This window comes from Methylobacterium sp. CM6247 (genome assembly GCF_054817925.1).
Window position 1 is genome coordinate 1,045,804 of the sequence record NZ_JBTXKX010000003.1, and the last position, 23,492, is coordinate 1,069,295.

General features: G+C 66.8%; 21 protein-coding genes. 11 read left to right on the forward strand and 10 right to left on the reverse strand.

Annotation, left to right across the window (positions count from 1 at the left end; genetic code table 11):
- Positions 1-228 precede the first annotated feature (228 nt).
- From ACYQOP_RS05770 to ACYQOP_RS05790, 5 genes are all read left to right on the forward strand, one after another.
- Complete coding sequence (locus ACYQOP_RS05770) at positions 229-588, forward strand: hypothetical protein (protein ID WP_207410806.1); 360 nt, start codon at positions 229-231, stop codon at positions 586-588.
- A gap of 171 nt (positions 589-759) precedes the next feature.
- Entirely contained in the window at positions 760-2,439 is a 1,680-nt protein-coding gene (locus ACYQOP_RS05775) for a methyl-accepting chemotaxis protein (RefSeq protein ID WP_461221652.1), read from the forward strand.
- A gap of 123 nt (positions 2,440-2,562) precedes the next feature.
- Positions 2,563-3,267: a DUF1007 family protein gene (locus ACYQOP_RS05780; RefSeq protein WP_056426867.1), complete on the forward strand. Its 705-nt coding sequence runs from the start codon at positions 2,563-2,565 to the stop codon at positions 3,265-3,267.
- Entirely contained in the window at positions 3,258-4,274 is a 1,017-nt protein-coding gene (locus tag ACYQOP_RS05785; RefSeq protein WP_461221654.1) for a nickel/cobalt transporter, read from the forward strand. Before ACYQOP_RS05780 ends, ACYQOP_RS05785 begins: the two co-directional genes overlap by 10 nt.
- 97 nt (positions 4,275-4,371) lie before the next feature.
- Positions 4,372-5,085, forward strand: a complete 714-nt coding sequence (locus tag ACYQOP_RS05790) for a hypothetical protein (protein ID WP_461221655.1) — start codon at positions 4,372-4,374, stop codon at positions 5,083-5,085.
- A gap of 48 nt (positions 5,086-5,133) precedes the next feature.
- Here ACYQOP_RS05790 and ACYQOP_RS05795 read toward each other — a convergent pair whose 3' ends face one another.
- Positions 5,134-5,718, reverse strand: a complete 585-nt coding sequence (locus ACYQOP_RS05795; protein WP_461221656.1) for a histidine phosphatase family protein — start codon at positions 5,716-5,718, stop codon at positions 5,134-5,136.
- A gap of 171 nt (positions 5,719-5,889) precedes the next feature.
- On the opposite strand from ACYQOP_RS05795, the gene ACYQOP_RS05800 reads away from it, so the two are divergent.
- Positions 5,890-6,915, forward strand: coding sequence for a tyrosine recombinase XerC (locus tag ACYQOP_RS05800; RefSeq protein ID WP_461221657.1), 1,026 nt, complete (start codon positions 5,890-5,892; stop codon positions 6,913-6,915).
- On the opposite strand, the gene ACYQOP_RS05805 is transcribed toward ACYQOP_RS05800, so the two are convergent.
- The 9 genes from ACYQOP_RS05805 to gloB form a co-directional block, all read right to left on the reverse strand.
- Complete coding sequence (locus ACYQOP_RS05805) at positions 6,869-7,591, reverse strand: glutathione S-transferase (RefSeq protein WP_461221658.1); 723 nt, start codon at positions 7,589-7,591, stop codon at positions 6,869-6,871. The two genes, ACYQOP_RS05800 and ACYQOP_RS05805, sit on opposite strands and share 47 nt — an antisense overlap.
- A gap of 145 nt (positions 7,592-7,736) precedes the next feature.
- Positions 7,737-9,137, reverse strand: a complete 1,401-nt coding sequence (gene lpdA, locus ACYQOP_RS05810) for a dihydrolipoyl dehydrogenase (protein WP_461221659.1) — start codon at positions 9,135-9,137, stop codon at positions 7,737-7,739.
- A 114-nt stretch (positions 9,138-9,251) separates the two neighbouring features.
- Positions 9,252-10,577: a 2-oxoglutarate dehydrogenase complex dihydrolipoyllysine-residue succinyltransferase gene (gene odhB / locus ACYQOP_RS05815; protein ID WP_056426888.1), complete on the reverse strand. Its 1,326-nt coding sequence runs from the start codon at positions 10,575-10,577 to the stop codon at positions 9,252-9,254.
- Between the two features lie 56 nt (positions 10,578-10,633).
- Complete coding sequence (locus ACYQOP_RS05820; protein ID WP_056426891.1) at positions 10,634-13,621, reverse strand: 2-oxoglutarate dehydrogenase E1 component; 2,988 nt, start codon at positions 13,619-13,621, stop codon at positions 10,634-10,636.
- Between the two features lie 183 nt (positions 13,622-13,804).
- Entirely contained in the window at positions 13,805-14,689 is an 885-nt protein-coding gene (gene sucD, locus ACYQOP_RS05825; protein WP_056426894.1) for a succinate--CoA ligase subunit alpha, read from the reverse strand.
- An 8-nt stretch (positions 14,690-14,697) separates the two neighbouring features.
- Positions 14,698-15,894 (reverse strand): ADP-forming succinate--CoA ligase subunit beta, encoded by a 1,197-nt coding sequence (gene sucC, locus ACYQOP_RS05830; protein WP_461221660.1) that lies wholly within the window; start codon positions 15,892-15,894, stop codon positions 14,698-14,700.
- A 114-nt stretch (positions 15,895-16,008) separates the two neighbouring features.
- Positions 16,009-16,971, reverse strand: a complete 963-nt coding sequence (gene mdh, locus ACYQOP_RS05835; RefSeq protein ID WP_018045796.1) for a malate dehydrogenase — start codon at positions 16,969-16,971, stop codon at positions 16,009-16,011.
- Positions 16,972-17,261: 290 nt separating this feature from the next.
- Positions 17,262-17,843 carry a TetR family transcriptional regulator gene (locus ACYQOP_RS05840; protein WP_056427081.1) on the reverse strand — a complete coding sequence of 194 codons (582 nt, stop codon included), beginning with the start codon at positions 17,841-17,843 and terminating at the stop codon, positions 17,262-17,264.
- 238 nt (positions 17,844-18,081) lie between these two features.
- Positions 18,082-18,861: a hydroxyacylglutathione hydrolase gene (gene gloB / locus ACYQOP_RS05845; protein ID WP_461221662.1), complete on the reverse strand. Its 780-nt coding sequence runs from the start codon at positions 18,859-18,861 to the stop codon at positions 18,082-18,084.
- Between the two features lie 195 nt (positions 18,862-19,056).
- On the opposite strand from gloB, the gene ACYQOP_RS05850 reads away from it, so the two are divergent.
- The 5 genes from ACYQOP_RS05850 (at position 19,057) to ACYQOP_RS05870 (ending at position 23,483) form a co-directional block, all read left to right on the forward strand.
- Positions 19,057-19,791 carry a class I SAM-dependent methyltransferase gene (locus tag ACYQOP_RS05850; protein WP_056426899.1) on the forward strand — a complete coding sequence of 245 codons (735 nt, stop codon included), beginning with the start codon at positions 19,057-19,059 and terminating at the stop codon, positions 19,789-19,791.
- Positions 19,792-19,850: 59 nt separating this feature from the next.
- Positions 19,851-20,540 (forward strand): MarC family protein, encoded by a 690-nt coding sequence (locus ACYQOP_RS05855; RefSeq protein ID WP_056426902.1) that lies wholly within the window; start codon positions 19,851-19,853, stop codon positions 20,538-20,540.
- A 120-nt stretch (positions 20,541-20,660) separates the two neighbouring features.
- A complete protein-coding gene (dapB, locus tag ACYQOP_RS05860; RefSeq protein WP_461221663.1) occupies positions 20,661-21,458 on the forward strand; it encodes a 4-hydroxy-tetrahydrodipicolinate reductase in 798 nt (265 codons plus the stop codon).
- Between the two features lie 105 nt (positions 21,459-21,563).
- Positions 21,564-22,202 carry a 2,3-bisphosphoglycerate-dependent phosphoglycerate mutase gene (locus ACYQOP_RS05865; protein WP_056143159.1) on the forward strand — a complete coding sequence of 213 codons (639 nt, stop codon included), beginning with the start codon at positions 21,564-21,566 and terminating at the stop codon, positions 22,200-22,202.
- 309 nt (positions 22,203-22,511) lie between these two features.
- Positions 22,512-23,483 carry a hypothetical protein gene (locus ACYQOP_RS05870; RefSeq protein WP_461221664.1) on the forward strand — a complete coding sequence of 324 codons (972 nt, stop codon included), beginning with the start codon at positions 22,512-22,514 and terminating at the stop codon, positions 23,481-23,483.
- The last annotated feature ends 9 nt before the right edge of the window (positions 23,484-23,492 follow it).

The window sequence follows — 23,492 nt, forward strand, 5'->3', positions numbered from 1 at the left end:
TATTTCCCGGCTGAGAAGTAGCAGTTTCAATCGCTCACACTTCAGACCTATGTAATTTTGACATGCACCGAGATATTTTTTGCCGAGTCATGCAATTCAAGCATTGACGCATTGCAACATTCATCTCTTCGCAGCGCAGCATAAAATCGGCATATGTCGGTCTCCCGGTGCAACCGGCTCTCCGAACGGGCACTCCCGGCGGACAGTAACCGCACAGGTTCCCTCATCATGCGCATCTCGTCCAAAGCCCTCCTCGCCGCCGCGCTCACCCTCGCCTCCGCTACCGCCTCCCAGGCGGCCGAGCTTTCGCCCGCGAGCGCCCAGAGCGTCGACCTCGGCACCTATCGTGGTTCGGCCTATTACACCGTCGAGAATGGCCGCTACCGCGTGGTCGCCACCCTCGCCAGCGTCAATTCCGGCCATGATCTGCCCCAGGTCATCCGCCTCGTGACGACCCTGAATCCCGAACAGACCGTCCACCTTTCGGTGCCGGGCACGCTTGGCTCCGACGGACGTGAGACCACCATCGCCTTCTCGCGCACTGGCGACAGGGTCGATGTCGCCTCGGCCGATTCGACAGCCTACTGATCGGCTCTTTCCTCGGTCATCCGTATCCATCAATGCCTGGGGACGCTCCCTCACGGACGGCCCCAGGCGTTTAATCCAATACTTTCAATTTGTTAGCCGCCTCGATTTAAACTCCCGGCAAGGTTCGGGCGTCATCAGCTTCACGATAGCTTTAGATGATGGAACACATCGATGCGCCTTTCTCTCGGCAACAAACTCGCGGCGGTGATGGGGCTTCTGGCACTCGGTGCCTGCGCCCTGTCCCTGTTCAACGACCGCGTGGTGCTGCATCAGCAGGCGCGGGCGGCCGAAATGGACTCGGTCTGGGAACAGGCCCTGTCGGCGCAAAGCCTCGCCCTCGCCATCGAACGGACGGTGGTGGCGGCGGGCGCGGTCTACACGGCGGACGATACCGATGACGCCAAGGCCAAGTTCGGTGGCCTCAAAACCGCCCTCGCCGAAGTCGGCGAGCAGAAGGACGTGTTCCTGAGCCGGATCGTCGGGCAGGTTCCCGATGCGGATCGCCTCAAGCTCGATCTGATGCTGAAGGAGTTCCTGGCCTATCAGACCGATACGGCGGAACTCGGCCTCACCATCTCACCGAAGGCCGCGCTCATCCAGGGCACCGACGAGGCCACCGTGGCGAGCCGCGCCAGGATGGTGTCCGCGATCACACGCATCGGCAAGGACACGCTCACGCGTCTCGGCAGCGAACGCGCGGAGACCGTGGCGGAGATCGAGCAGACCCGCATCATCAGCCTCGTGGCCTCCGGGGCGGTGATCCTCTTCACCTTCGGTTTCGCACTCTGGCTCGTCCTCAAGGAGATCCGCCAGCCGCTGGCCCGCCTCGGATCGGCGATCGATGCCCTTGCGGCCATGGATCTCACCCGGGCCATCCCGTTGCTGGAACGACGCGACGAGATCGGAACCATGGCCCGCTCCATTGCGGTGCTGCGGACCGTCATCGTCGACAAGGTCGAAGGCGATGCGCGTGCGCTCGCTCATTCCGCTCTCGAAGCCGAGCGCGCCGCGCGCCTGGAGGCAGCCGCTCAGGCCTTCGAGGAGGAAGCTCAGCGGGTGGCGCAGGATCTGTCGAGCGCCGCCACTGCCATGGCGGGCGCGGCGGAGGCGGTGTCGGACGCCGTGCGGCTCACGCGGGATCAGACCACCATCGTTTCGGAAGGTGCGGCCGGCGCGGGGCAACAGGTGCGCAGGGCCGCGGCAGCCAGTGCGGATGTCGCGGGTGGTGGCGAGGCGATCGACCGGCAATCGCGGATCCGCGACGGTTTGGGCGCACTGGCACACCGCGAGGTCACGGCGACGCGCCGCGCCGCCGCCCTCCTCACCGAAGCGGGGCGCGAGATCGGCACCGTGGTCGAGACCATCGCCACCGTCGCCGCGCAGACGAATCTCCTGGCCCTCAATGCCACGATCGAGGCCGCTCGGGCGGGTGAGGCCGGACGGGGCTTCGCGGTTGTCGCCGGCGAGGTGAAGGCGCTCGCCGCCCAGACGGCCGGTGCCACCGAGGCGATCAAGGGACAGATCGAGGCGATGCGTGGCGCGGCTCAGGATACGCTCCGGGCGGTGGAAGCGATCGGTGGAACGATGGATCAGATGGCGGGCGCAGATGCGGCCGTTGCCCTCGCTCTCGAGGCTCAGCGGATCGCCGGTGCGCGCGTCGCCGACAGTGTCGCCGATGCCGAAGCCAGCGCCGACGCCGTGTCCGGCGGCATCGCCACGGTCGAGGAAGCCGCCGCGTCCAGCGCACAGGCCGCCGAATCGGTGAGGAGTGTCGCCGGCCGCGTGGCAGCAGCGAGCCTCGCCCTCGACGAAAGCATTGCGGGATTTCTCGCCAGCGTCCGGGCCGCCTGACGGACGGTCGCGCCTCGCTTTCGCCCCACTGAAATCGGAGGAGATCGAGGCGGCGGCCGGACTCCCGGCCCCCGTCGCAGCACCCGTTCAGACTTTCTTTACCCTGACTCGCGAGCGTCCAGCATGGCTTCGCCGACCGCTCTCCTCTCCGCTCGCTCCTTCGTCGCGTCCTCTTTGGCGGCGCTCGCCCTCAGCCTCGGGGCTGCCGCTCCGGCATCGGCCCATCCGCATGTCTGGGTGACGTCGAAGGCGGAGATCGATTACGGCGAGGGCGGCAAGGTGACGGGCATTCGTCACGCCTGGACCTTCGATGCGAGCTACTCGGCCTCGGCGATCCAGGGGCTCGATGCGAACGGCGACGGCACGGTCTCCCCCGACGAGCTCGCGGGCCTCGCCACGGACAACACCGCCAATCTCGCGGAATTCGCCTATTTCACGAAGCTCAAGATCGGCGGCAAGGAGCAGACCTTCGCCGATCCGATCGAGCCGCGCATGAGAATGGACGGCGACAGGCTGACGCTCAGCTTCCTTCTGCCGCTGAAATCGCCGGTGGCGCAGGGGCGCGGAGTCGCGGCGTTGGAGGTCTTCGACCCGACCTATTTCGTTGCGTTCAGCCTCTCGGAGGATGCGGACACCGCGCGCCTCGTCGGCTCGCCGGCCGGTTGCGCCGCCACGATCACCCGGCCCAAATCCGAGCAGGCGAAGACCGCGGATGCCAAGACTGCCGATGCCAAGCCGGGTCTGTCGGAGGCGTTCTTCGAAGCGCTGACCAACGCATCGAGTTACGGCGTCCAGTTCGCGAACCGGATCATCGTCGCATGTCCGTAGGCGTGGCCGCCGCATGGGCCGATCATCCGCGCGGCCGGATCGCCTTACGGATCGCCCTGGCCCTCGCAGCGATCGCCTGTGTCGCCCTCGTCCTCACGGCGCTGTCGTGGCTCCTCGGCTCCAGCGTGGCTCCACCGCCGCCGCGCTCCCCATTCGGCGTCGGATTTCGCGAGGCGGCGCCCTCGGCCACCGGGATCGGCGGCTGGCTGCTCGCCATGCAGTCGAGCTTCTCGCGCAGCCTGCAAGCCACCGTCGCCGCCATCAAGCAGGGCGGAAGCTGGGGGCCCATGATCCTCATCGGCTTCAGCTACGGCGTGTTCCACGCCGCCGGACCGGGCCATGGCAAGGCGGTGATCGCCGGCTACATCATGGCCGGGGAGCGGGCGCTGGCACGCGGCTTCTCGCTCAGTGCCGCCGCTGCTTTGCTGCAAGCCCTCGTCGCCATCGCCATCGTCGCCATCGGCAACCTCCTCCTCAACGCCACCGCCGCCGGGATGACGCGGGCCGGCACGGTGATCGAGACGGTGAGCTTCGCCCTCGTGGCCCTCCTCGGCCTCACGGTGACGTGGCGGAAGGCCGGACGACTGGCGGGGCTCGTTCACGGCGGTAACGCTGCCGCCTGCGCGCCCGGCTGCGGCCATGTCCACCTCACCGACGCCACCGCCATCGGCCGCCTCGATTCCTGGCGCGAGCGGGCGGGCGTCGTGCTGGCGGCCGGCTCACGCCCCTGCGCCGGCGCGATCCTCATTCTGGTCTTCTCCGCGTCGCAGGGCATTTTGGCTGCGGGTATCGCGGCGACTCTCGCCATGGCCCTGGGCACGGCCCTGACCACCGGGGTGCTGGCGAGCCTGGCGGTCTTCGCCAAGGCCCTGGCCCTGCGTCTCGCGGGAGGGCGCGGGTCCACGGGGGCAATCGCCGTAGGGGGGCTCGAACTGCTGGCCGGCGCTTTCGTCTTCGTGCTCGGCATCGCCATGCTGGCCGGGCTCGCCGTGGGCGTGGGCGGATAAGATTTTCCTCGTCACGGATTGCCGTCCTGTGGCAGGTTTCGGGTGACCCGCCGGTTCGCGGCTGGGTTTTCCCGTGAAACCGACGGAGCCGGCCCGCATGGCATCAGGTTTCGAGCACATCCTTCACTGGCGGTTGCTGTCCGGCTCGCACCCCTTCCCCGGCCCAGATGGCGGGACCTGCATCAACGAGGCGGCGGTCGTCGCGGCCGGCCTACCCTACCGGTCGATCCGCTCCTCTTCGGATTGTCCGCCGTGTTTCTCGAAACCCCTCGCCGCCTACGCGCTCGGCCTCAACGACGCGATGCCGGATCACCAGCGCTCTCGCTTGATGGCCTTCGTCCTGCGCCTGTCCGGCTCCGCTGATACGGCGGAGATCGAGGAGCAACGTACCCGCTTCCTCGCCCTGGAAAGCATTCGTCGGATTCTGCCGCCTCTCCTCGACCGGGCAGGTTTTGCTGATCTCGCCGCTCGCTGCGACGAAGCCCAGGATCTCGATGCGGGTCTTTTGGCTGCGCAGGCCGCTGCGTGGCGCGGTGGGACCGTGGCCCAGGCCGCGTCGCAGCAGCGGGACTGGCGACGGGGCGCCCTCGCCTCCGCCATCGCTCGCAGCGCGGTGGCCGCCGTGAAGTCGGCTACCGATGCCCGGTCAGCGGCCGAGGTCGCGGAAGGTTCGGCTCCTTTTGCCGAGAGCGTATGGGACAGCGCAGCGACCATCCTCGACGAGGCCTTGACCATCGGACGGCAGGCGCCGGACATCGATCTCGTTCAGGCGCAGGAACGATTGGATGCGGCGCGGGCAAGCGCGTCCTGAGCCTCGGCCGACAGGTTCGACGAGGCGGGTGATCTCCGCCGCGTCGGCTCAGACGGCCACCGGCCCCGATGCGAGGTCGAGTTCGGTGGTGGCACAGTTGTCGAGCCAGATGCCGGCGAGGTGAAAGAAGAACGTGCCGTGGCCGACCACGGCGATGGTCCGCTCACGCCGCTCGGTCAGCCAGTCGCGGAACGTCGCCACGCGACGATCGAAGAGGTGGCGCGGCTCCACATGGACGCCCTCCGCGATCGGCTCACCCTCGGCATGCCACCAGATTTCCGGCAGGTGATCGATATCGAGATGCGGGAATTCCGCCTTCAGCACGGAGGCGGCGCGCCCGACATCGCAGCTGCTCTCCTGGCATTCGCGATGGAGCACTTCCACCAGGATCTCGGGCTTGGCCGGATGATCGCCGAAAATGCCGGCGGTGGTCTGGATGGCGCGGGTGAGCGGAGACGTCACCACCAGATCGAACGGAATGTCCCGTAGCCGATCCCGGGCCGCCGCGACCTGGGCGAGGCCCCGCTCCGTCAGCCGGGCATCGATATGGCCGGGATCGCGCCCGGTGAGGCGATGGGCTGCGTTGAAGGTGGATTCGCCGTGGCGGATGCAGACGATGCGTGTCTCGGGCATGCGGGCTCGGATCGGGAGGGACGACAGGGGTAGGATGCGATGATCAAGCGCTGAGCCGCTGCGCCGTTCCGTGAAACAGCCGACCACCGCCTCGATCTCCTCGCCCCGTCGGCAACGCTCCGTCAACCTCGGTGGCGTTGAGTGGACTTTTCGCTCCCGGATCACCGCGCGATGCTCCACGTTCCGCCTTCACCTGCCACTGCCAGCGCCATCGCCTTTCCCGGTGACGAGGCAGTCCGGTCCGTCGCCATGGCGTGGCAGGACAGTTTGCTGCGCGAGCGCCGGATGGCCGCGAACACGGTGGAAGCCTATGCGCGCGACCTGCGGCAGTTCCTCGACCACCTGCAGAGCCGGCATGGCACGGTCGGAATCGCCGGGCTCGTCGCATTGAAGCCCCGCGATATCCGTGGATTCATGGCAGCGCGCCGGGCCGAGACGGTGAGCGGTCGATCGCTGATGCGCGCGCTCGCGGGCCTTCGCTCCTTCGCGCGGCACCTCGAACGGGACGGCCACGGCAGCGTGTCGGCCCTCGGGGCGATCCGCTCGCCCAAGGTCGAGCGGCGCTTGCCTCGCCCGATTCCCATCGCCGCCGCCCGCGCCCTGACCGATATCGACATCCGCGCCGGGGAATCCCGCGAGCCCTGGGTTCTGGCGCGTGACGCCGCCGTTCTCGCTCTCCTCTACGGTTCCGGCCTCCGCATTTCCGAAGCCCTCGGCCTCACCCGGCGCGATGCGCCCGTACCGGGAGTAGAGTCGGTGACGGTGATGGGCAAAGGCGGCAAGGAGCGGATGGTGCCGATCCTTCCCGTGGTGGCCGAGGCGGTGGCGGCCTATCTCGCGGCGTGCCCCCATGCGCTCGATCCGGAAGGGCCTCTCTTCGTGGGCGTGAAAGGCGGCAAGCTCTCCCCGCGGATCATCCAATATGCGGTGGCCTCCCTGCGCGGTGCCCTCGGCCTGCCGGACAGCGCCACGCCCCATGCCTTGCGGCACTCCTTCGCCACGCACCTCCTCGGCCGCCAGGGGGAGTTGCGCGCGATCCAGGAATTGCTCGGCCACGCCTCGCTCTCGACGACGCAGCTCTACACCAAGGTCGACGCCGCCCGCCTGATGGATGCGTTCGAGCAGGCCCATCCGCGTGCGGGTGCGCGCGCTACAGATCGAGCTCGGGATAGCGTCGGAAGATCCCCTGCTGGTTGAAGGGGATGCGGCGCGGGCTCGCCAGATAGGCGGCGATCCCAGGCCGTTGCCGCACCGCGTCGTGAAGGGCAGCGACGTGGCGGTTTTCGGCGAGGGTCCGCTCCGTCGCGTGGGGGAACGCGTAGAGCAACCCGTCCACGAGTTGGAACAGGGACAGATCGGCGTAGGTCGTGGACCCGCCGACGAGATGGTGGCCATCGTTACGGCCGAGCACATGGTCGAACCAGGCGAGATATTCCGGAATCCGGTTCGCCTGAAAATCCTTCGCGCGTCGAAGCGCTTCGGGCTTCTGGTCCTCGTAGGTGAGGCTCACCGCGATGGGATGGTGCGTCTCGTGAGCCTCGGCCACCACATCCGCGACGGTCAGCTGGATCTGATGGGTCCAGAGGCGGTCGGCTTCGTCCGATGGCGCGAGGCCGAGCCGGGGACCGAGATAGAGCAGGATTGCCGCCGTCTGTCCGACCACGACGTCGCCATCTCGGAGGAACGGCGGCGCATAGGACGGCCGCGCCACCGAGGGATCGCCGAGAAAAGCGGTCATGGCGCCGAGGCCCTGACCCTCCGCCTCTCGCCCGCGGGCGATATCGACATACTCCGCCCCGGCATCCTCCAGAGCGAGGCGGACGAACTCACCGCGCCCCTGGATCGTCGGCCAGTAATAGAGTTCGTAGGGCATCCGGCGCTCCGCTGCGGAAGGTGTGAGACACCTGTTCCAACACGGGCACCCCGTCCGGGGTGCCGAGCGATGCGACGTTCCCGGACGGCGGCCTACGTCGAACCCGCCCTCCGGCTCATTGCCAAGACGGGGGCGGTAGCCCGTCTCAGATGTGGATCGCCCGCTTGCCGACGGCGAGGGCGGCTTCCTTGACCGCCTCGGTCAGCGTCGGGTGAGCGTGGCAGGTCCGGGCCACGTCCTCGGCGCTGGCACCGAATTCCATGGCGACGGCCACTTCCGCGATCAGGTTGCCCGCATCCGCACCGACGATATGAACGCCGAGCACCCGGTCGGTCTTGGCATCGGCCAGGATCTTCACGAACCCGTCCGTGGTGTGGTTGACCTTGGCGCGACCGTTCGCTGTGAAGGGGAACTTGCCCGCATTGTAGGCGATGCCGTCCTTCTTCAGCTCTTCCTCGGTCTTCCCCACCGAGGCGACCTCCGGATAGGTGTAGACCACGTTCGGGATCACCCCGTAATTCACGTGGCCCGATTGCCCGGCGAGGAGTTCCGCCACGGCGACACCCTCGTCCTCGGCCTTGTGAGCGAGCATCGGCCCCGCGATCACGTCGCCGATGGCGTAGATGCCGGTGACGTTGGTGGCGTAGTGGCTGTCGGTCTGGATGCGGCCCTTGTTGTCGAGCTGCACGCCCACGGTTTCGAGACCCAGCTTCTCGGTGTAGGGCACGCGGCCGATGGCCACGAGCACCACGTCGGCCTCGAGCTTCTCGGCTTCGCCGCCGGCGGCCGGCTCCACCGAGACGGTGGCGGCGCCGTCCTTCACCTCGACGCCGGTGACCTTCGACGACAGCTTGAAGACGATGCCCTGCTTGCCGAGGATGCGCTGGAACTGCTTGCCGACCTCACCGTCCATGCCGGGCAGGACGCGGTCGAGATATTCCACCACGGTGACCTCCGAGCCGAGGCGACGCCAGACGGAGCCGAGTTCGAGGCCGATCACGCCGGCACCGATGATGAGGAGCTTCTTCGGCACGGACTGAAGCTCGAGGGCGCCGGTGGAGGAGACGACGATCGTCTCGTCGATCGTCACGCCGGGCAGCTTCGTCACGTCGGAGCCGGTGGCGATGACGATGTTCTTCGTCTCCAGCATCTGGTTGCCGCCATCCTCGGACAGCACCTCGACGCGGCCGGCACCGGCGACCCGGCCAAGGCCGTGATAGGCGTCGATCCCGTTCTTCTTCAGCAGGAATTCGACGCCCTTGGTGTTGCCATCGACGCCGTCCTGCTTGAACGACATCATCTTCTTGAGGTCGAGTTCGGGCGCGCTGACGATGACGCCGATGTCGGCGAAGTGTTTCGAGGCCTCCTCGAACGCCTCGGAGGCGTGAAGCAGGGCTTTCGACGGGATACAGCCGACATTGAGGCAGGTGCCGCCATGGGTCGCCCGCTTCTCCACCACGGCGGTCTTGAGTCCGAGCTGGGCGGCGCGAATGGCGCAGACATAGCCGCCGGGGCCGGTACCGATGACGACGAGATCGTAGGACATAGGCTGGTGACTCGCTTGAAGGTTCGGCAGGTCAGGCCCCACCATCGAAGTTCACGCACGCGGAAGCGTCCGGCCGCCCTGCGGCGGCCGGCGGACGGCAGCTGCCGGGTTGTTTCAGAGGTCCAGCACGAGGCGTGCCGGATCCTCCAGCGCCTCCTTGACGCGCACGAGGAAGGTCACGGCCTCCTTCCCGTCGACGATGCGGTGATCGTAGGAGAGCGCGAGATACATCATCGGCCGTGCCTCGATCTTGCCGGCGCGGACCACCGGACGCTCCTCAATGCGGTGCATGCCGAGGATGCCCGATTGCGGCGCGTTGAGGATCGGGGTCGACATCAGCGAGCCATAGATGCCGCCATTGGTGATGGTGAAGGTGCCGCCCTGCATCTCCTCGATAGAGAGCTTGCCGTCCCGCGCCTTCTTGCCGAAACCGGAGATCGTCTTCTCGATACCGGCGATGGAGAGGTCGTCGGCATTGCGCACCACCGGCACGACGAGGCCCTTATCGGTGCCGACGGCGATGCCGATATGGTAGTAGTTCTTGTAGACGAGGTCGGTCCCGTCGATCTCGGCATTGACCGCCGGCACGTCCTTGAGCGCTCCGATCACCGCCTTGGTGAAGAAGCCCATGAAGCCGAGCTTGGTGCCGTGCTTCTTCTCGAACATGTCCTTGTACTGGGCGCGCATGGCCATCACGGCCGACATGTCGACGTCGTTGAACGTAGTCAGCATCGCCGCCGTGTCCTGGGCGTCCTTGAGCCGGCGCGCGATGGTCTGGCGCAGCTTCGTCATCTTCACGCGCTCTTCGCGCGCGGCATCGTCGGGCTTCGAGGCGGGGCGCGGCGGCGAGGGAGCCTTGGCCTGCCGGGCCGGCTCCTGAGCCGGGGCCGGGGCGGAGGGCGCCTTGGAGGTCGCCTCGATCATGTCACCCTTGGTGACGCGACCGTCCTTGCCGGTGCCGTTCACCGTCGATGGGTCGATACCGGATTCCCGCGCCATCTTGGCGACGGCGGGGCCGTTATCGCCGGCCTGACGATCGGATTTCGGCGCAGCGGCCTCGCCGTGGTTGCCGTAGGCCGCCGAGGATTCCTCGGCGGGCGCCTTGTCCGCGCCCTCGGATTTCGGCGTCGCCTCTTCGGTGCGGGTGTCGGCCTTCGTCTCGGTCTTCTTGGCGGCGGGAGCCTTGGCGCCTCCGCCGGCGCCGGCCTCGACGATGGAGCCGAGCAGGGCGCCGGGCTCCACGGTCTCGCCGTCCTTCACGAGGATCTCACCGAGTTCACCGGCGGCGGGCGCGTTGACTTCGAGGGTGACCTTGTCGGTCTCGAGCTCAACAAGGGGCTCGTCCGCCGCCACCGCGTCGCCCGGCTTCTTGAACCAGCGGCCGATGGTGGCCTCGCTCACGGATTCGCCCAGCGTAGGAACGAGGATGTCGGTTGCCATGGTGCTCTGTCCGCCCGAATGGTTTGGTCGCGTCGGAGAAGGGGATACCGGGGTCGTCAGACCGCCAGCGCCTCGTTGAGGAAGGCCTGGAGCTGGGCCTGATGCTTGGAAAGAAGGCCGACCGCCGTGGAGGCCGAGGCGGGGCGGCCGACATAGCGCGCCCGCTTCACCTGCGACTGAGCCTGGCCGAGGACCCATTCGAGATACGGATCGACGAAGGACCAGGCGCCCATGTTCTTGGGCTCCTCCTGGCACCAAACCACCTCCGCATTGCGGAAGCGCGCCATCTCGTTGGCCAGCGCCTTGAGCGGGAACGGATAGAGCTGCTCCACGCGCATCAGGTAGACATCGTTGACGCCACGCTTCTCGCGCTCGTCGTAGAGATCGTAATAAACCTTGCCCGAGCAGAGCACGACACGACGGATCTTGTCGTCCTTCACGAGCTTGATCGTGTCGTCTTCGTGCTCCGCATCGTCCCAGAGCACGCGGTGGAAGGTCGATCCCTCCGCCAGCATGTCGAGGTTCGACACCGCCCGCTTGTGCCGCAGGAGCGATTTCGGAGTCATCAGCACCAGCGGCTTGCGGAACTCGCGGTTCAGCTGACGGCGCAGGATATGGAAGTAGTTCGACGGGGTCGTGCAGTTGGCGACCTGCATGTTGTCCTCGGCGCACATCTGCAGGAAGCGTTCGAGGCGGGCCGAGGAATGCTCCGGCCCCTGCCCCTCGTAGCCGTGCGGCAGCAGCAGCGTCAGGCCGGACATGCGCAGCCACTTGCGCTCGCCCGATGAGATGAACTGATCGATGACGACCTGCGCGCCGTTGGCGAAATCGCCGAACTGCGCCTCCCACAGAACCAGGGAATTGGGGTCGGCCAGCGAGTAGCCGTATTCGAAGCCGAGCACGGCCTCCTCGGAGAGCATCGAGTTGATGACCTCGAGATTCGCCTGCCCCTCGCGGATGGAGTTGAGCGAGGTGTAGCGCTGCTCGTTCTCCTGATCGATCACGACGGCATGGCGCTGCGAGAAGGTCCCGCGCTCCACGTCCTGGCCCGACAGCCGGACCCGATGCCCCTCGATGAGGAGCGAACCGAAGGCCAGGGCCTCGGCCGTCGCCCAGTCGATCCCCTTGCCCGTCTCGACGGCCTTGGCGCGGTTGTCGAAGAAGCGCTGGATCGTGCGGTGGAGGTGGAAACCGGGCGGCGGCGTGGTGATGCGCTGGGCGATCTCGCGCAGGATATCGGCCGGCACGCCGGTCTTGCCACGGCGCGGATCGTCCACGTCCTCACGCACGGCCTTGAAGCCGGACCAGCGCCCGTCGAGCCAATCGGCCTTGTTGGCCTTGTAGTTGCCGGCGACTTCCAGTTCCCCGTCGAGCATGGCGCGGAACTCGGCCTTACGGGCGTCGAACTGCTCCTGCGTCAGCACACCCTCGGCGATGAGCTTCTTGGCGTAGGTCTCCAGCGCCGTCGGGTGCTTGCGGATGCGCTGGTACATCTTCGGCTGGGTGAAAGCCGGCTCGTCGCCCTCGTTATGGCCGAAGCGGCGGTAGCACAGCATGTCGATGACGACGGGCTTGCCGAACTTCTGGCGGTACTCGATGGCGATCTTGGCCGCGAAGGTCACGGCCTCCGGGTCGTCGCCGTTGCAGTGGAAAATCGGCGCTTCCACCATCTTGGCGACGTCGGACGGATAGGGCGACGAGCGCGAGAAACGCGGATCGGTGGTGAAGCCGATCTGGTTGTTGATGATGAAGTGGATCGACCCGCCGGTGCGGTGTCCTTTCAGGCCCGAGAGGCCGAGGCATTCCGCGACCACGCCCTGGCCCGCGAAGGCCGCGTCGCCGTGGATGAGAAGCGGCACGACGCTGGTGCGCTGGACATTCGGCTTGGCCCGCTGGTCCTGCTTGGCGCGCACCTTACCCAGCACAACTGGATCGACGATCTCGAGATGGGACGGGTTGGCGGTCAGCGACAGGTGGACGTTGTTGTCGTCGAAGGTACGGTCCGACGAGGCACCGAGATGGTACTTCACGTCGCCCGAGCCCTCGACTTCGGCGGGAGAGGCCGAGCCGCCCTTGAACTCGTTGAAGATCGCCCGGAACGGCTTCGACATGACGTTCGAGAGCACGTTGAGCCGGCCGCGATGGGCCATGCCGAGCACGATCTCCTTCGCGCCCAACGCGCCGCCGCGCTTGATGATCTGCTCCAGCGCCGGAATCATCGATTCCGACCCGTCGAGACCGAAGCGCTTGGTGCCGGTGTATTTGAGGTCGAGGAACTTCTCGAAACCCTCCGCTTCCACCAGCTTGTTCAGGATGGCGCGCCGGCCCTCGGGCGTGAAGGAGATCTCCTTGCCCTTGCCTTCGATGCGCTCCTGAATCCACGCCTTCTCCTCCGGGTTGGAGATGTGCATGAACTCGACGCCCAGCGTCTGGCAGTAGGTGCGCTCCAGGATCTCGACGATCTCGCGGATGGTCGAATATTGCAGGCCGAGCACGTTATCGAGGAAGATCGGACGGTCCCAATCCTTCTCCTCGAAACCGTAATGCTGGGGGTGCAGCTCCTCGTGGTCGCCGCGCGGGGCGAGGCCGAGGGGATCGAGCTTGGCGTGGAGATGGCCGCGCATGCGGTAGGCGCGGATCAACATGATCGCGCGGACGGAATCCTTGGTCGCCTGCTCGACCGAGACGCCGCTGGCGGCGACGACGGCCGCGCCGTTGGCAGCCTTGGCGCCATCGATCTTCGCGGTGTCAGACTTTGCGCGGATCTTCTCGCCCACCGCCTTCTCGACGGTGGCCCAGTTGCCGTCCAGGGCCGAGACCATCTCGCCATTGGCATGAACCGGCCAGTTCGGCTTCTGCCATGAGGCGCCGGCGGCATTCTTCTCGGCAAGGCCGCTCTCGTCACCGAGGGATTTGAAGAAATCCTGCCACTGCGGATCGACCGAATGCGGATCGCGGGCATAGGCCGCCTGCAATTCCTCGAGATAGGCGGCGTTGCCGCCGGTGAGGAACGAGGTTTCGAGAAGCGCGTCCTGGCGAGCCATCTTCGATCATCCTACCGCTTGGCGGAGTGGCCACCCCTGCGGCGGCCCCCTGCTCCCCATGGCGCCGACGGGCGCTTCGATGGGGATGTTCGGGTCGGCGCGGCGATCAAGCCGCGCCGTTTCCTAGATAGATGCTGCGGAGCCATTTTGCACCGCAACACAAGTGACAGATTCCCGAGAACCTCACCCCTTTAGGACGTCGACCAGCGTGCTGCCGAGGCGCGCTGGGGAAGGCGATACCCGGATGCCGGCCGCTTCCATCGCGGCGATCTTGTCCTCGGCTCCGCCCTTGCCGCCCGAGATGATGGCACCGGCATGGCCCATGCGGCGGCCCGGAGGAGCCGTGCGCCCGGCGATGAAGCCGACCATCGGCTTGCGACGGCCGCGCTTGGCCTCGTCGGCAATGAACTGCGCCGCCTCTTCCTCGGCGGAACCGCCGATCTCGCCGATCATGACGATCGATTCGGTCTTGTCGTCGGCCAGGAACAGTTCGAGCATCGAGATGAACTCGGTGCCCTTCACCGGATCGCCGCCGATGCCGACTGCCGTGGTCTGCCCGAGACCGGCATTCGTGGTCTGGAACACGGCCTCGTAGGTCAGCGTGCCGGAGCGCGAGACGATGCCCACCGAGCCCGGCTTGAAGATGTTGGCGGGCATGATGCCAATCTTGCATTCGCCGGCCGTGACCACGCCCGGGCAGTTCGGCCCGATGAGGCGCGACTTCGAGCCTTCGAGGGAGCGCTTCACCCGCACCATGTCGAGGACCGGAATCCCCTCGGTGATGCAGACGATGAGCGGAATCTCGGCGGCGATGGCCTCGCAGATGGCGTCGGCCGCGCCCGGCGGCGGCACGTAGACGACCGATGCGGTCGCGCCGGTGGCCTCGCGGGCTTCGGCCACGGTGTCGAAGACCGGCAGGCCGAGATGGGTCGCGCCGCCTTTGCCGGGCGAGGTGCCGCCGACCATCTTGGTGCCGTAGGCGATCGCCTGTTCGGAATGGAAGGTCCCGTTCTTGCCAGTGAAGCCCTGGCAGATGACCTTGGTGTTCGCGTCGATCAGGATGGACATGGGTACTCTCAGCCCTTCTTCACGGCGGCGACGATCTTCTGCGCGGCATCGTCGAGGTCATCGGCGGGGATCACGTTGAGGCCGGAATTCCGGATGATCTCCTTGCCTTTCTCGACATTGGTGCCTTCCAGACGCACCACCAGGGGCACTTCGAGGCCCACAGCCTTCACCGCCGCGATCACGCCGTTCGCGATCACGTCGCATTTCATGATCCCGCCGAAGATGTTGACGAGGATGCCCTTCACCTGCGGATCGGCGGTGATGATCTTGAAGGCCGCCGTCACCTTCTCCTCGCTCGCGCCGCCGCCGACATCGAGGAAGTTCGCCGGCTCCTCACCGTAGAGCTTGATGATGTCGAGGGTCGCCATGGCGAGGCCCGCACCGTTGACCATGCAGCCGATGGTGCCATCCAGCGCGATATAGGCGAGGTCGTATTTCGAGGCCTCGATCTCCTTGGCGTCCTCCTCGGTCTCGTCGCGGAGCGCCAGGATGTCGGGATGGCGGTAGAGCGCGTTCGAATCGAACGAGATCTTGGCGTCGAGGCACTTGAGATGGCCATCGCCGGTGAGGACCAGCGGGTTGATCTCCAGCATGCTCATGTCCTTGGCGGTGAACGCCTGGTAGAGCTTGGTGGTGAGGTCGCCCGCCTCCTTGGCCTGTGCGCCGGTGAGGCCGAGAGCCTTGGCGACGGCCCGGCCGTGATGGGGCATGATCCCGGTAGCCGGATCGACCGAGAAGGTGATGATCTTCTCGGGCGTGTCGTGGGCCACGGTCTCGATATCCATGCCGCCCTCCGTCGAGACGACGAAAGCGACCTGCCCGGTCTCGCGGTCCACCAGCATCGAGAGGTAGAACTCGGCGGCGATCTGCGCGCCTTCTTCGATGTAGAGGCGGTTGACCTGCTTGCCGGCTTCGCCGGTCTGGATCGTCACCAGCGTCTCGCCCAGCATCTCGCCGGCGAATTGCTTGACCTCGTCGATGGACTTGGTGACACGCACGCCGCCCTTGGCACCAGCAGGCGCGCCCTTGAACGTGCCCTTGCCACGTCCGCCGGCATGGATTTGCGACTTCACCACCCAGACCGGACCCCCCAGCTCCTTGGCGGCAGCCTCGGCCTCTTCTGGCTTGAAGATCGGAACGCCGCGGGAGACGGGCAGGCCGAACTCCTTGAGCACCGCCTTCGCCTGATATTCATGGATGTTCATTAGGACATTTCCTCGCCTCGTCCCGCGGCAGCGCGCGGGATTGGAAGACACGACACACCGGCCTCGTTCACGCCGACGGGACACCCGCCGGCGCGCGACGCTTCTTGTGAGATTTCAGGCCAGAGCCGGGTTCACGGTCTTGCAGGCTTCGATCAGCGTCTTTACGGCGCCCACCGACTTGTCGAACATGGCCTTCTCGTCGGCGTTGAATTCCACCTCGAGAACTCGCTCGACACCGCCGGCACCGATCACGATCGGGACGCCGACATACATGCCGTCGATGCCGTACTCGCCGCTGAGATAGGCGGCGCAGGGCAGCACCCGGCGCTTGTCGCGCAGGTAGCTCTCGGCCATGGCGATGGCGGAGGCGGCCGGGGCGTAGAAGGCCGAGCCGGTCTTGAGCAGGTTCACGATCTCGCCGCCACCCTTGCGGGTGCGCTCGACCATGGCGTCGAGCTTCTCCTGGGTGGTCCAGCCGAGCTTGACGAGATCGGGCAGCGGCACGCCGGCGACGGTGGAGTAGCGGACCAGCGGGACCATGTCGTCGCCGTGGCCGCCGAGCACGAAGGCGGTGACATCCTCAACCGAGACCTTGAACTCGTCGGCCAGGAAGTGGCGGAACCGCGCCGAATCCAGAACGCCGGCCATGCCGACGACCTTGTTGGTGGGCAGGCCCGAGAACTTCTGCAGGGCCCAGACCATGGCATCGAGCGGGTTGGTGATGCAGATCACGAACGCGTCCGGAGCGTGTTCCTTGATGCCGGTGCCGACGGCTTCCATCACCTTGAGGTTGATGCCGATCAGGTCGTCGCGGCTCATGCCGGGCTTACGCGGCACGCCGGCGGTGACGATCACCACGTCGGCTCCGGCGATGGCCGAATAATCGCTGGCGCCCGTATAGGTGGCATCGAACCCGTCGACCGGAGCGGATTCCGCGATGTCGAGGGATTTGCCCTGGGGAACGCCGTCGACGATGTCGAACAGGACGACGTCGCCGAGTTCCTTCAGGCCCGCCAGATGCGCGAGGGTTCCGCCGATCTGCCCGGCGCCGATGAGCGCGATCTTGCTGCGTGCCATGGAAAACGAACCTCCAGTATCAGTGCCGATCCGCGATGCTCCGTCCCGACGGACGGGCTGTTTGCCGAGGTCGCGATCGCACGTTGATTTCGCCGCGACGGTGTGGCGGAAAAGTCCCCATGCTTCAACCCGACGTGGTCGGCGCTAAGCAGAGTTCGGGCCACAGACGTACCGCGACGCTGGAGGATGCCTTCCAAAAAAGTCTTTCGCCGGAGCATTTTAGACCAACGAACCCCTCTCCGGTTCGACGGCAAAGCTTCGGTGACAGGTCCAAAATATTGTTACTTCGCCTAAAGTGCGCCGATCCGCAGCACTTTCTGGATCGCCTGGATGACGGCTCCGAAGCGCGCCTGGATCAGGTCGACGGGCAGATCGGAATCGTGTTGCATCGCCAGCGGATGGGTGAAGCGGTAGCTCGCATCGAAGATGTAGGCGATGGCCCGCTCGCGATCACGAGCCACGAAGGCTCCCGCAGCGATCCCCTCCTCCACCACACGCTCTACGAGACTGCGCAGGCGAACCCGGTGACGCCGGGCGATGGGCCGTGCCGCCACCGTCGCATCGAGATGGACCGCGAACAGATGGGGCTCCCGTGCCAGGACTTCGCGCTGCGCGCTCGCCAGGGCCATCAGGAGGCGCTCAATCTTGTCGTCTGCAGGGTCGGGCGCATCGGCGATGCGGGCGAGTTCCGCCTCCACATCTCGGAGCCAGCGCCCCGCGACGGCATCCAGAAGGGCGTCCTTGGATGGGAAATACCGGTAGACATTGGCGTGGGTCATGCCGGCCTCGGCGGCCACCGCGACGACCGTCACCCGTTTGTGCCCGAGCCTGGCCAGATGCTCCGTCGCGATCGCCAGGAGGCGCGCATCCACCGAGAGCGGCGTGGGGCTGGCCCGGCTAATTCGGGCCTTGGGCCTGTCGGGCGGGCGGAGACCCGTCATGGGTGTAGCATCATCGCTGCCGACCGGATCATAGCCGACCACAAAGGACGTACCTGCCGTCTCCATCGATACTCCAGCCGGCGCTGATAAGGAGGGCGGGCCGTATCCGGAGTCGGCGTCGCCCCCGCATGTCTCGCTGAGATCGAGACAGCCAGAGGCCCATAGCCGGTCAGAAGCTGTTCTTCCAGGCCCTTAATGCAGTGAACACTAGTTCCGCCGGTGAATTAGCAGAAAGATTCACTGCTTTAGCGAGGGAAGGCTCCGTGGAACGAAGGAAAGGATTGGTTGCGCGCTCATGCCTCATCGTCGTCGGAACCAGGAATCTGCCAGCGGCCTTTGCGTCCTGAGCCTCCGCCATACGAGACTTCAACGCCACGTTGTCGGGATCGGCGGCGAGAGCGAAACGGGCATTGGAGAGGACGTAATCGTGCCCACTGAAAACCTCGGTGTCGTCCGGCAGGGGGAGAAACCGCTCCAGCGACCGCCAGAGCGATTCCGGCCGGCCTTCCACAACCCGCCCGCATCCGAGGGTGAACAGGGTATCGCCGGCGAACACGATCCGCGCTCCGGAGAACCAGTAGCTGACGTGGTCATTGCAATGGCCTGGCGTTTCCCAGACCTGCGCTTCGAGTTCGCCGACCCGGACGAGATCCCCCTCGGCGACGGCGACATCCACCTCCGGCACATCGGCCCCGGCCTTGCGCGGCGCGGTCACCCGCGCGCCGGTGCGGCGCTTCACCTCCGGGATTCCCTCGATATGATCGAGATGCCGGTGCGTCACCAGGATATCCGTGAGCGTCCAACCGGTTTCGTCGAGCACCTTCAGGACGGGAGCCGCCTCCGGCACGTCGATGGCGGCGCAGGCGCCCGTCGCGGGATCTCGGATCAGCACGCCGATATTGTCGCTCCGGCAGAGGAAGGTGCGGATCTCGGGGCGGGAAACGGTCACGAGGCGTTCCTCTCTGGTGGCGCGGTGAACCTAAGCAAGAACCGGACGCGGCGGCGAGGAGTTCCGGCATCCGGACGTTGCGGCGGACGTTGCGGGTTGTGGGCGAGCGGCCTCGTCCCCATTGATCCGATTCCTAGCCTGCGTCAAAGAACCCTGTAACTTCAAAACGTCCGGCCGCGCCGGAGCAAGCCGCCCATGCGCCTCGACGTGACCGATCTGCGCGCCTTCTATGCCAGCCCCCTCGGCGGCGTGACCCATCGCATCGTCGGGCGGGCGATCCATGGATTCCTCGGCTCGGTCTCGGGCCTGAGGGTTCTCGGCCTGGGCTACGCGACCCCCTATCTCGGGCCGATCCACGTCATCGCCGAGCGGACGCTTGCCTTCATGCCGGCCACGCAGGGAGTCGTGAACTGGCCCGGCGGCGGACGCTCCTGCTCGGCCCTCGCCGACCCCACGATGATGCCCCTGCCGGAAGCGGCGGTGGACAGGGTGATTCTGGTCCATGCCCTCGAATCGGTGGAAAGCCCGACCGAATTGCTCCAGGACGTGTGGCGCGTGCTGACGCCGGGGGGGCGGATGATCCTCGTCGTGCCCAATCGGCGCGGCGTCTGGGCACGACGCGATGCAACGCCGTTCGGCCATGGCCAGCCGTATAGCCGCTCGCAGCTCGGGCGGCTGATGCGGACCACCCAATTCTCGCCGGAAGGATGGGCCGAGGCGCTCTACATGCCCCCGGTGAACAGCCGGCTCTGGCTGCGGACCGCCAGCGCCTGGGAGAAGGTCGGGACCGGTCTCTCCCTCCCCTTCGCTGGCCTGCACGTCATCGACGCCACGAAGCAGCTCTATCGTCCGGTGGCGGTCCGCAAGGTGCAACGGGCAACCCGCCTCGCTCCGGCGAGAGTACTGGTTCCCACCCCCTCCCCGGGCTGAACCGAGGCCACTCGATTCAGGCATCCGACCAAGGCTCCAGACCAAAGGCAGCCGTTTCCATGTTCAGCCTCATCGCCCCGGAAGCGGCGCTCCACAGCTTCATCTTCGCGTTCTCGAGCCTCTTCTCGATCGTCAATCCGGTCGGCTCGGCCCTCATCTTTTCGCAGATCACCGCGCAGAACTCCCATCCGGAACGGGTGGAGATCGCCAAGCGTATCGGCTTCTACTCTGCGCTGATCATGCTCGCGGCCCTATGGGCGGGGGCGCCGATCCTCAACTTCTTCGGCGTGTCGCTGGGTGCCCTGCGAATCGCAGGCGGTCTCGTGGTCGCCGCCTCCGCCTGGACCCTGCTCAGCGCGCCCGAGGCTCGTGAGGCACGGAAACATGCCGAGGCGACCCATGATGCTCCCGACAGTGTCGCCGACGTGGCGTTCTTCCCCCTGACCCTGCCATTCACGACGGGCCCCGGCACCATCGCCGTCGCGATCGCCCTTGGCTCGAACCGGCCCGTTCCGGGGCCCGACCGGATCGGGTTCTATCTCGGCATGTCGCTGGCGGCCCTCGCCATCGCGCTCCTGGTCAGGTTCACCTACGGCTCGGCCGACAGGGTAGTGACCGCCATCGGCCCGGTCGGCGCAAGGGTTCTCGGCCGGCTCTTCGCCTTCTTGCTCCTGTGCATCGGCACCCAGATCACCGTGAACGGCGTCACCGACGTCCTCGGACCGATCCTCGCCGCCGGCAAGCGCTGAGCGGACAGGCCCGCACACCGACAGCCTCGCCTTCGCCAGCCTCGCCCTGGCCAACCTCGCCTTGGCATCGCCCGGTTGAGGCTGTACCGCAGGCGCGAATTCTCGTGGAAGGACGACAGGATGCGGCTCGCAGTGGTCGGTGCCGAGGGGCGCATGGGGCGGATGCTCATCCGGGCGGTGACGGAGACCGAGGGCTGCACCCTGAGCGGCGCCGTCGAGCGCGAAGGCTCGCCCGCCCTCGGCCAGGATGCAGGGACCCTCGCCGGCCTGCCGCCGCTCGGCGTCAACGTCACCGACGATCCGCTCACGGTCTTCGCGGCCACCGACGGCGTCCTCGATTTCACCGCCCCCTCGGCCACGACCTTCTTCGCCGAACTCGCCGCCCAGGCCCGCATCGTCCATGTCGTCGGCACGACTGGCCTCGCCGAGGCGGATATCCACAAGCTCGTTGCGGCAGCGCACCATGCCCGGATCGTGCGCTCGGGCAACATGTCCCTCGGCGTGAACCTGCTCGCCGGTCTCGTTCGGAAGGTCGCTGCGGCTTTGGGCGAGGATTTCGACATCGAAATCGTCGAGATGCATCACCGCATGAAAGTGGATGCGCCCTCCGGCACGGCCCTCCTCCTCGGGGAGGCGGCTGCGGAGGGGCGCGGCGTCAGCCTCGCCGAGACGCGCGTTTCCACCCGGGACGGCCATACCGGCGCGCGCCGGCCCGGCGATATCGGCTTCGCCACCCTGCGCGGCGGCACGGTGGTGGGCGACCACAGCGTGACCTTCGCCGGCCCCGGCGAGCGCATCACCATCAGCCATCATGCCGAGGATCGGGCGATCTTCGCCCGTGGCGCCGTGCGGGCGGCGTTGTGGGCCCATGCCAAACCTCCAGGCCTCTACGGCATGGCCGACGTCCTCGGTCTCTGATACGAGCGCCCGGTCATCGACTGTTCAGGTCGGCCGGTACACCAGCCCCGCAGGCGCAGATTCTGTTGCGTCGCACCATTCACCGAGAAATAGGATGGACGTCTGATGGAGCGCCTGCTCGTCCTCGCTCGCCACGGCCAGAGCGAATGGAACCTCAAGAAGCTTTTCACCGGCTGGCGCGATCCGCAACTCACCGAGCTCGGCATCACCGAGGCCAGGACCGCCGGCCGCTGGCTGAAGCAGCAGGGGTACGCTTTCGACGTCGCCTTCACCTCCAACCTTCAGCGGGCACAGCATACCTGCGCACTGATCCTGGAGGAGATGGGCCAGGGCGGCATCGAGACGGTTCGGTCCGAGGCGCTCAACGAGCGGGATTACGGGGACCTGTCGGGCCTCAACAAGGACGATGCCCGTGAGCGCTGGGGCGATGCCCAGGTCCATCAGTGGCGCCGGTCCTACGACATTCCGCCCCCCGGTGGGGAAAGCCTGAAGGACACCGCGGCGCGCGTGCTGCCCTATTACATTCAGACCATCCTGCCGCGCGTCATGGCCGGCGAGCGCGTCCTGGTGGCCGCCCACGGCAATTCGCTGCGCGCGCTGGTGATGGTGCTCGACGGGATGACCACGAAGACCATCGCGAGTCTCGAGATCGCCACCGGTATCCCCCTCGTCTACCAGCTCAAATCCGACACCACGGTGGAGAGCAAGGCCGTCCTCGAGCGGGACATCGACCACGACGCTTGACGGCAAAGCGCGGTGAAAGCTGCGCCGGGCATCGGTGCGCGGTTCCGGAACAAACATCCGGCACGCATATGCTCCCTCGTTCCGCCGAACGTGGCTCGACCAGGGAGGCGGGCCGACAGCGGCGTGGAGCCACGGCCCCGCCGCAGGCCGACCGGAACGCTTGACAGCGGCAAGGTGTGGGCCGACCCATCGTCGGCGAGCCTTCCTCACGAAGGCCGCGCGAGCCCTTCGCCTTGACCGGAGTCGTCTCGCGTCCGAACACCTGAACCGGAGCCGCAACAGGCGGCTCCGTCGCGGAGAACCGATCCGATGCGTCTGCGTAATCTCGTCCGTCCGGTCGCGGCACTGGCCCTGATCGCCGGGCTCTCGTCAGGCGCCATCTCCGTGGCCTGGGCTGCCGATGCGATCTTCCCGCCGAGTTCGCGCTTCGGCTTCACGCCGGCCTCGGACATGACGTTGTCCAAGCGGTTCTCCGGATTCGAGCGGATGGAAGGCGGCGCGACGCTCTCCATCGTCGAGCTGCCGTCGACGGCCTTCGTCGACCTGGAGAAGAGCTTCACCGACGAGAACCTCCGTACGCAGGGGTTCGTCGTCGCGACGCGGGAAGCCATCAAGGTCGCGGGTGACGTGGATGCCGTGCTCTTCACGGGGGAGCAGCCGGCCCCGGAAGGCGCCAACACCCCAGCCATCAAGAAATGGCTGCTGCTCGTCGGTGACACCACGGTCACGGGCATCATCATCGCCCAGACCGTGCCCGATGCCGAGACGCCAGAAACCATGCGGAACATGCTGACCAGCGTGAAGATCCGGCCGGAACTCACCCTGGACGAACAGGTCGCCGCGCTGCCGTTCCGGATCCGTGAATCCGCCGGCTTCCGTCCCGTCCGGGTGCTCGCGGGCAATTCGATCCTGATGACGCAAGGCCCGAAGGACCAGATGCTCAATCTCGAACAGCCCATCCTGGTCCTGGCCCAGGCCGTCCAGCAGCCGCCGCAGCCGGAGCAGCGCGATGCCTTCGCCCGTGCCGCGCTCTACTCGAACCAGACGATGAAGGATTTCGCGGTCGAGCGTTCGCAGACCTACCGCCAGAACGGCGTCGACTGGCACGAGATCGTTGCCCGCGCAGTGGATGGCCCTTCGAACACGCCGGTGGTGGTCTCGCAAACCATCCGGTTCGCGCCGGACGGTTACCTCCGCGCGCTCGGCGTGGTGCGGGCCGACCAGCGCAGCGCCATGCTGTCGAAGTTCCGCGAGGTCATCGACAGCGTCGAAGTGAAATAGCCGGGCCGC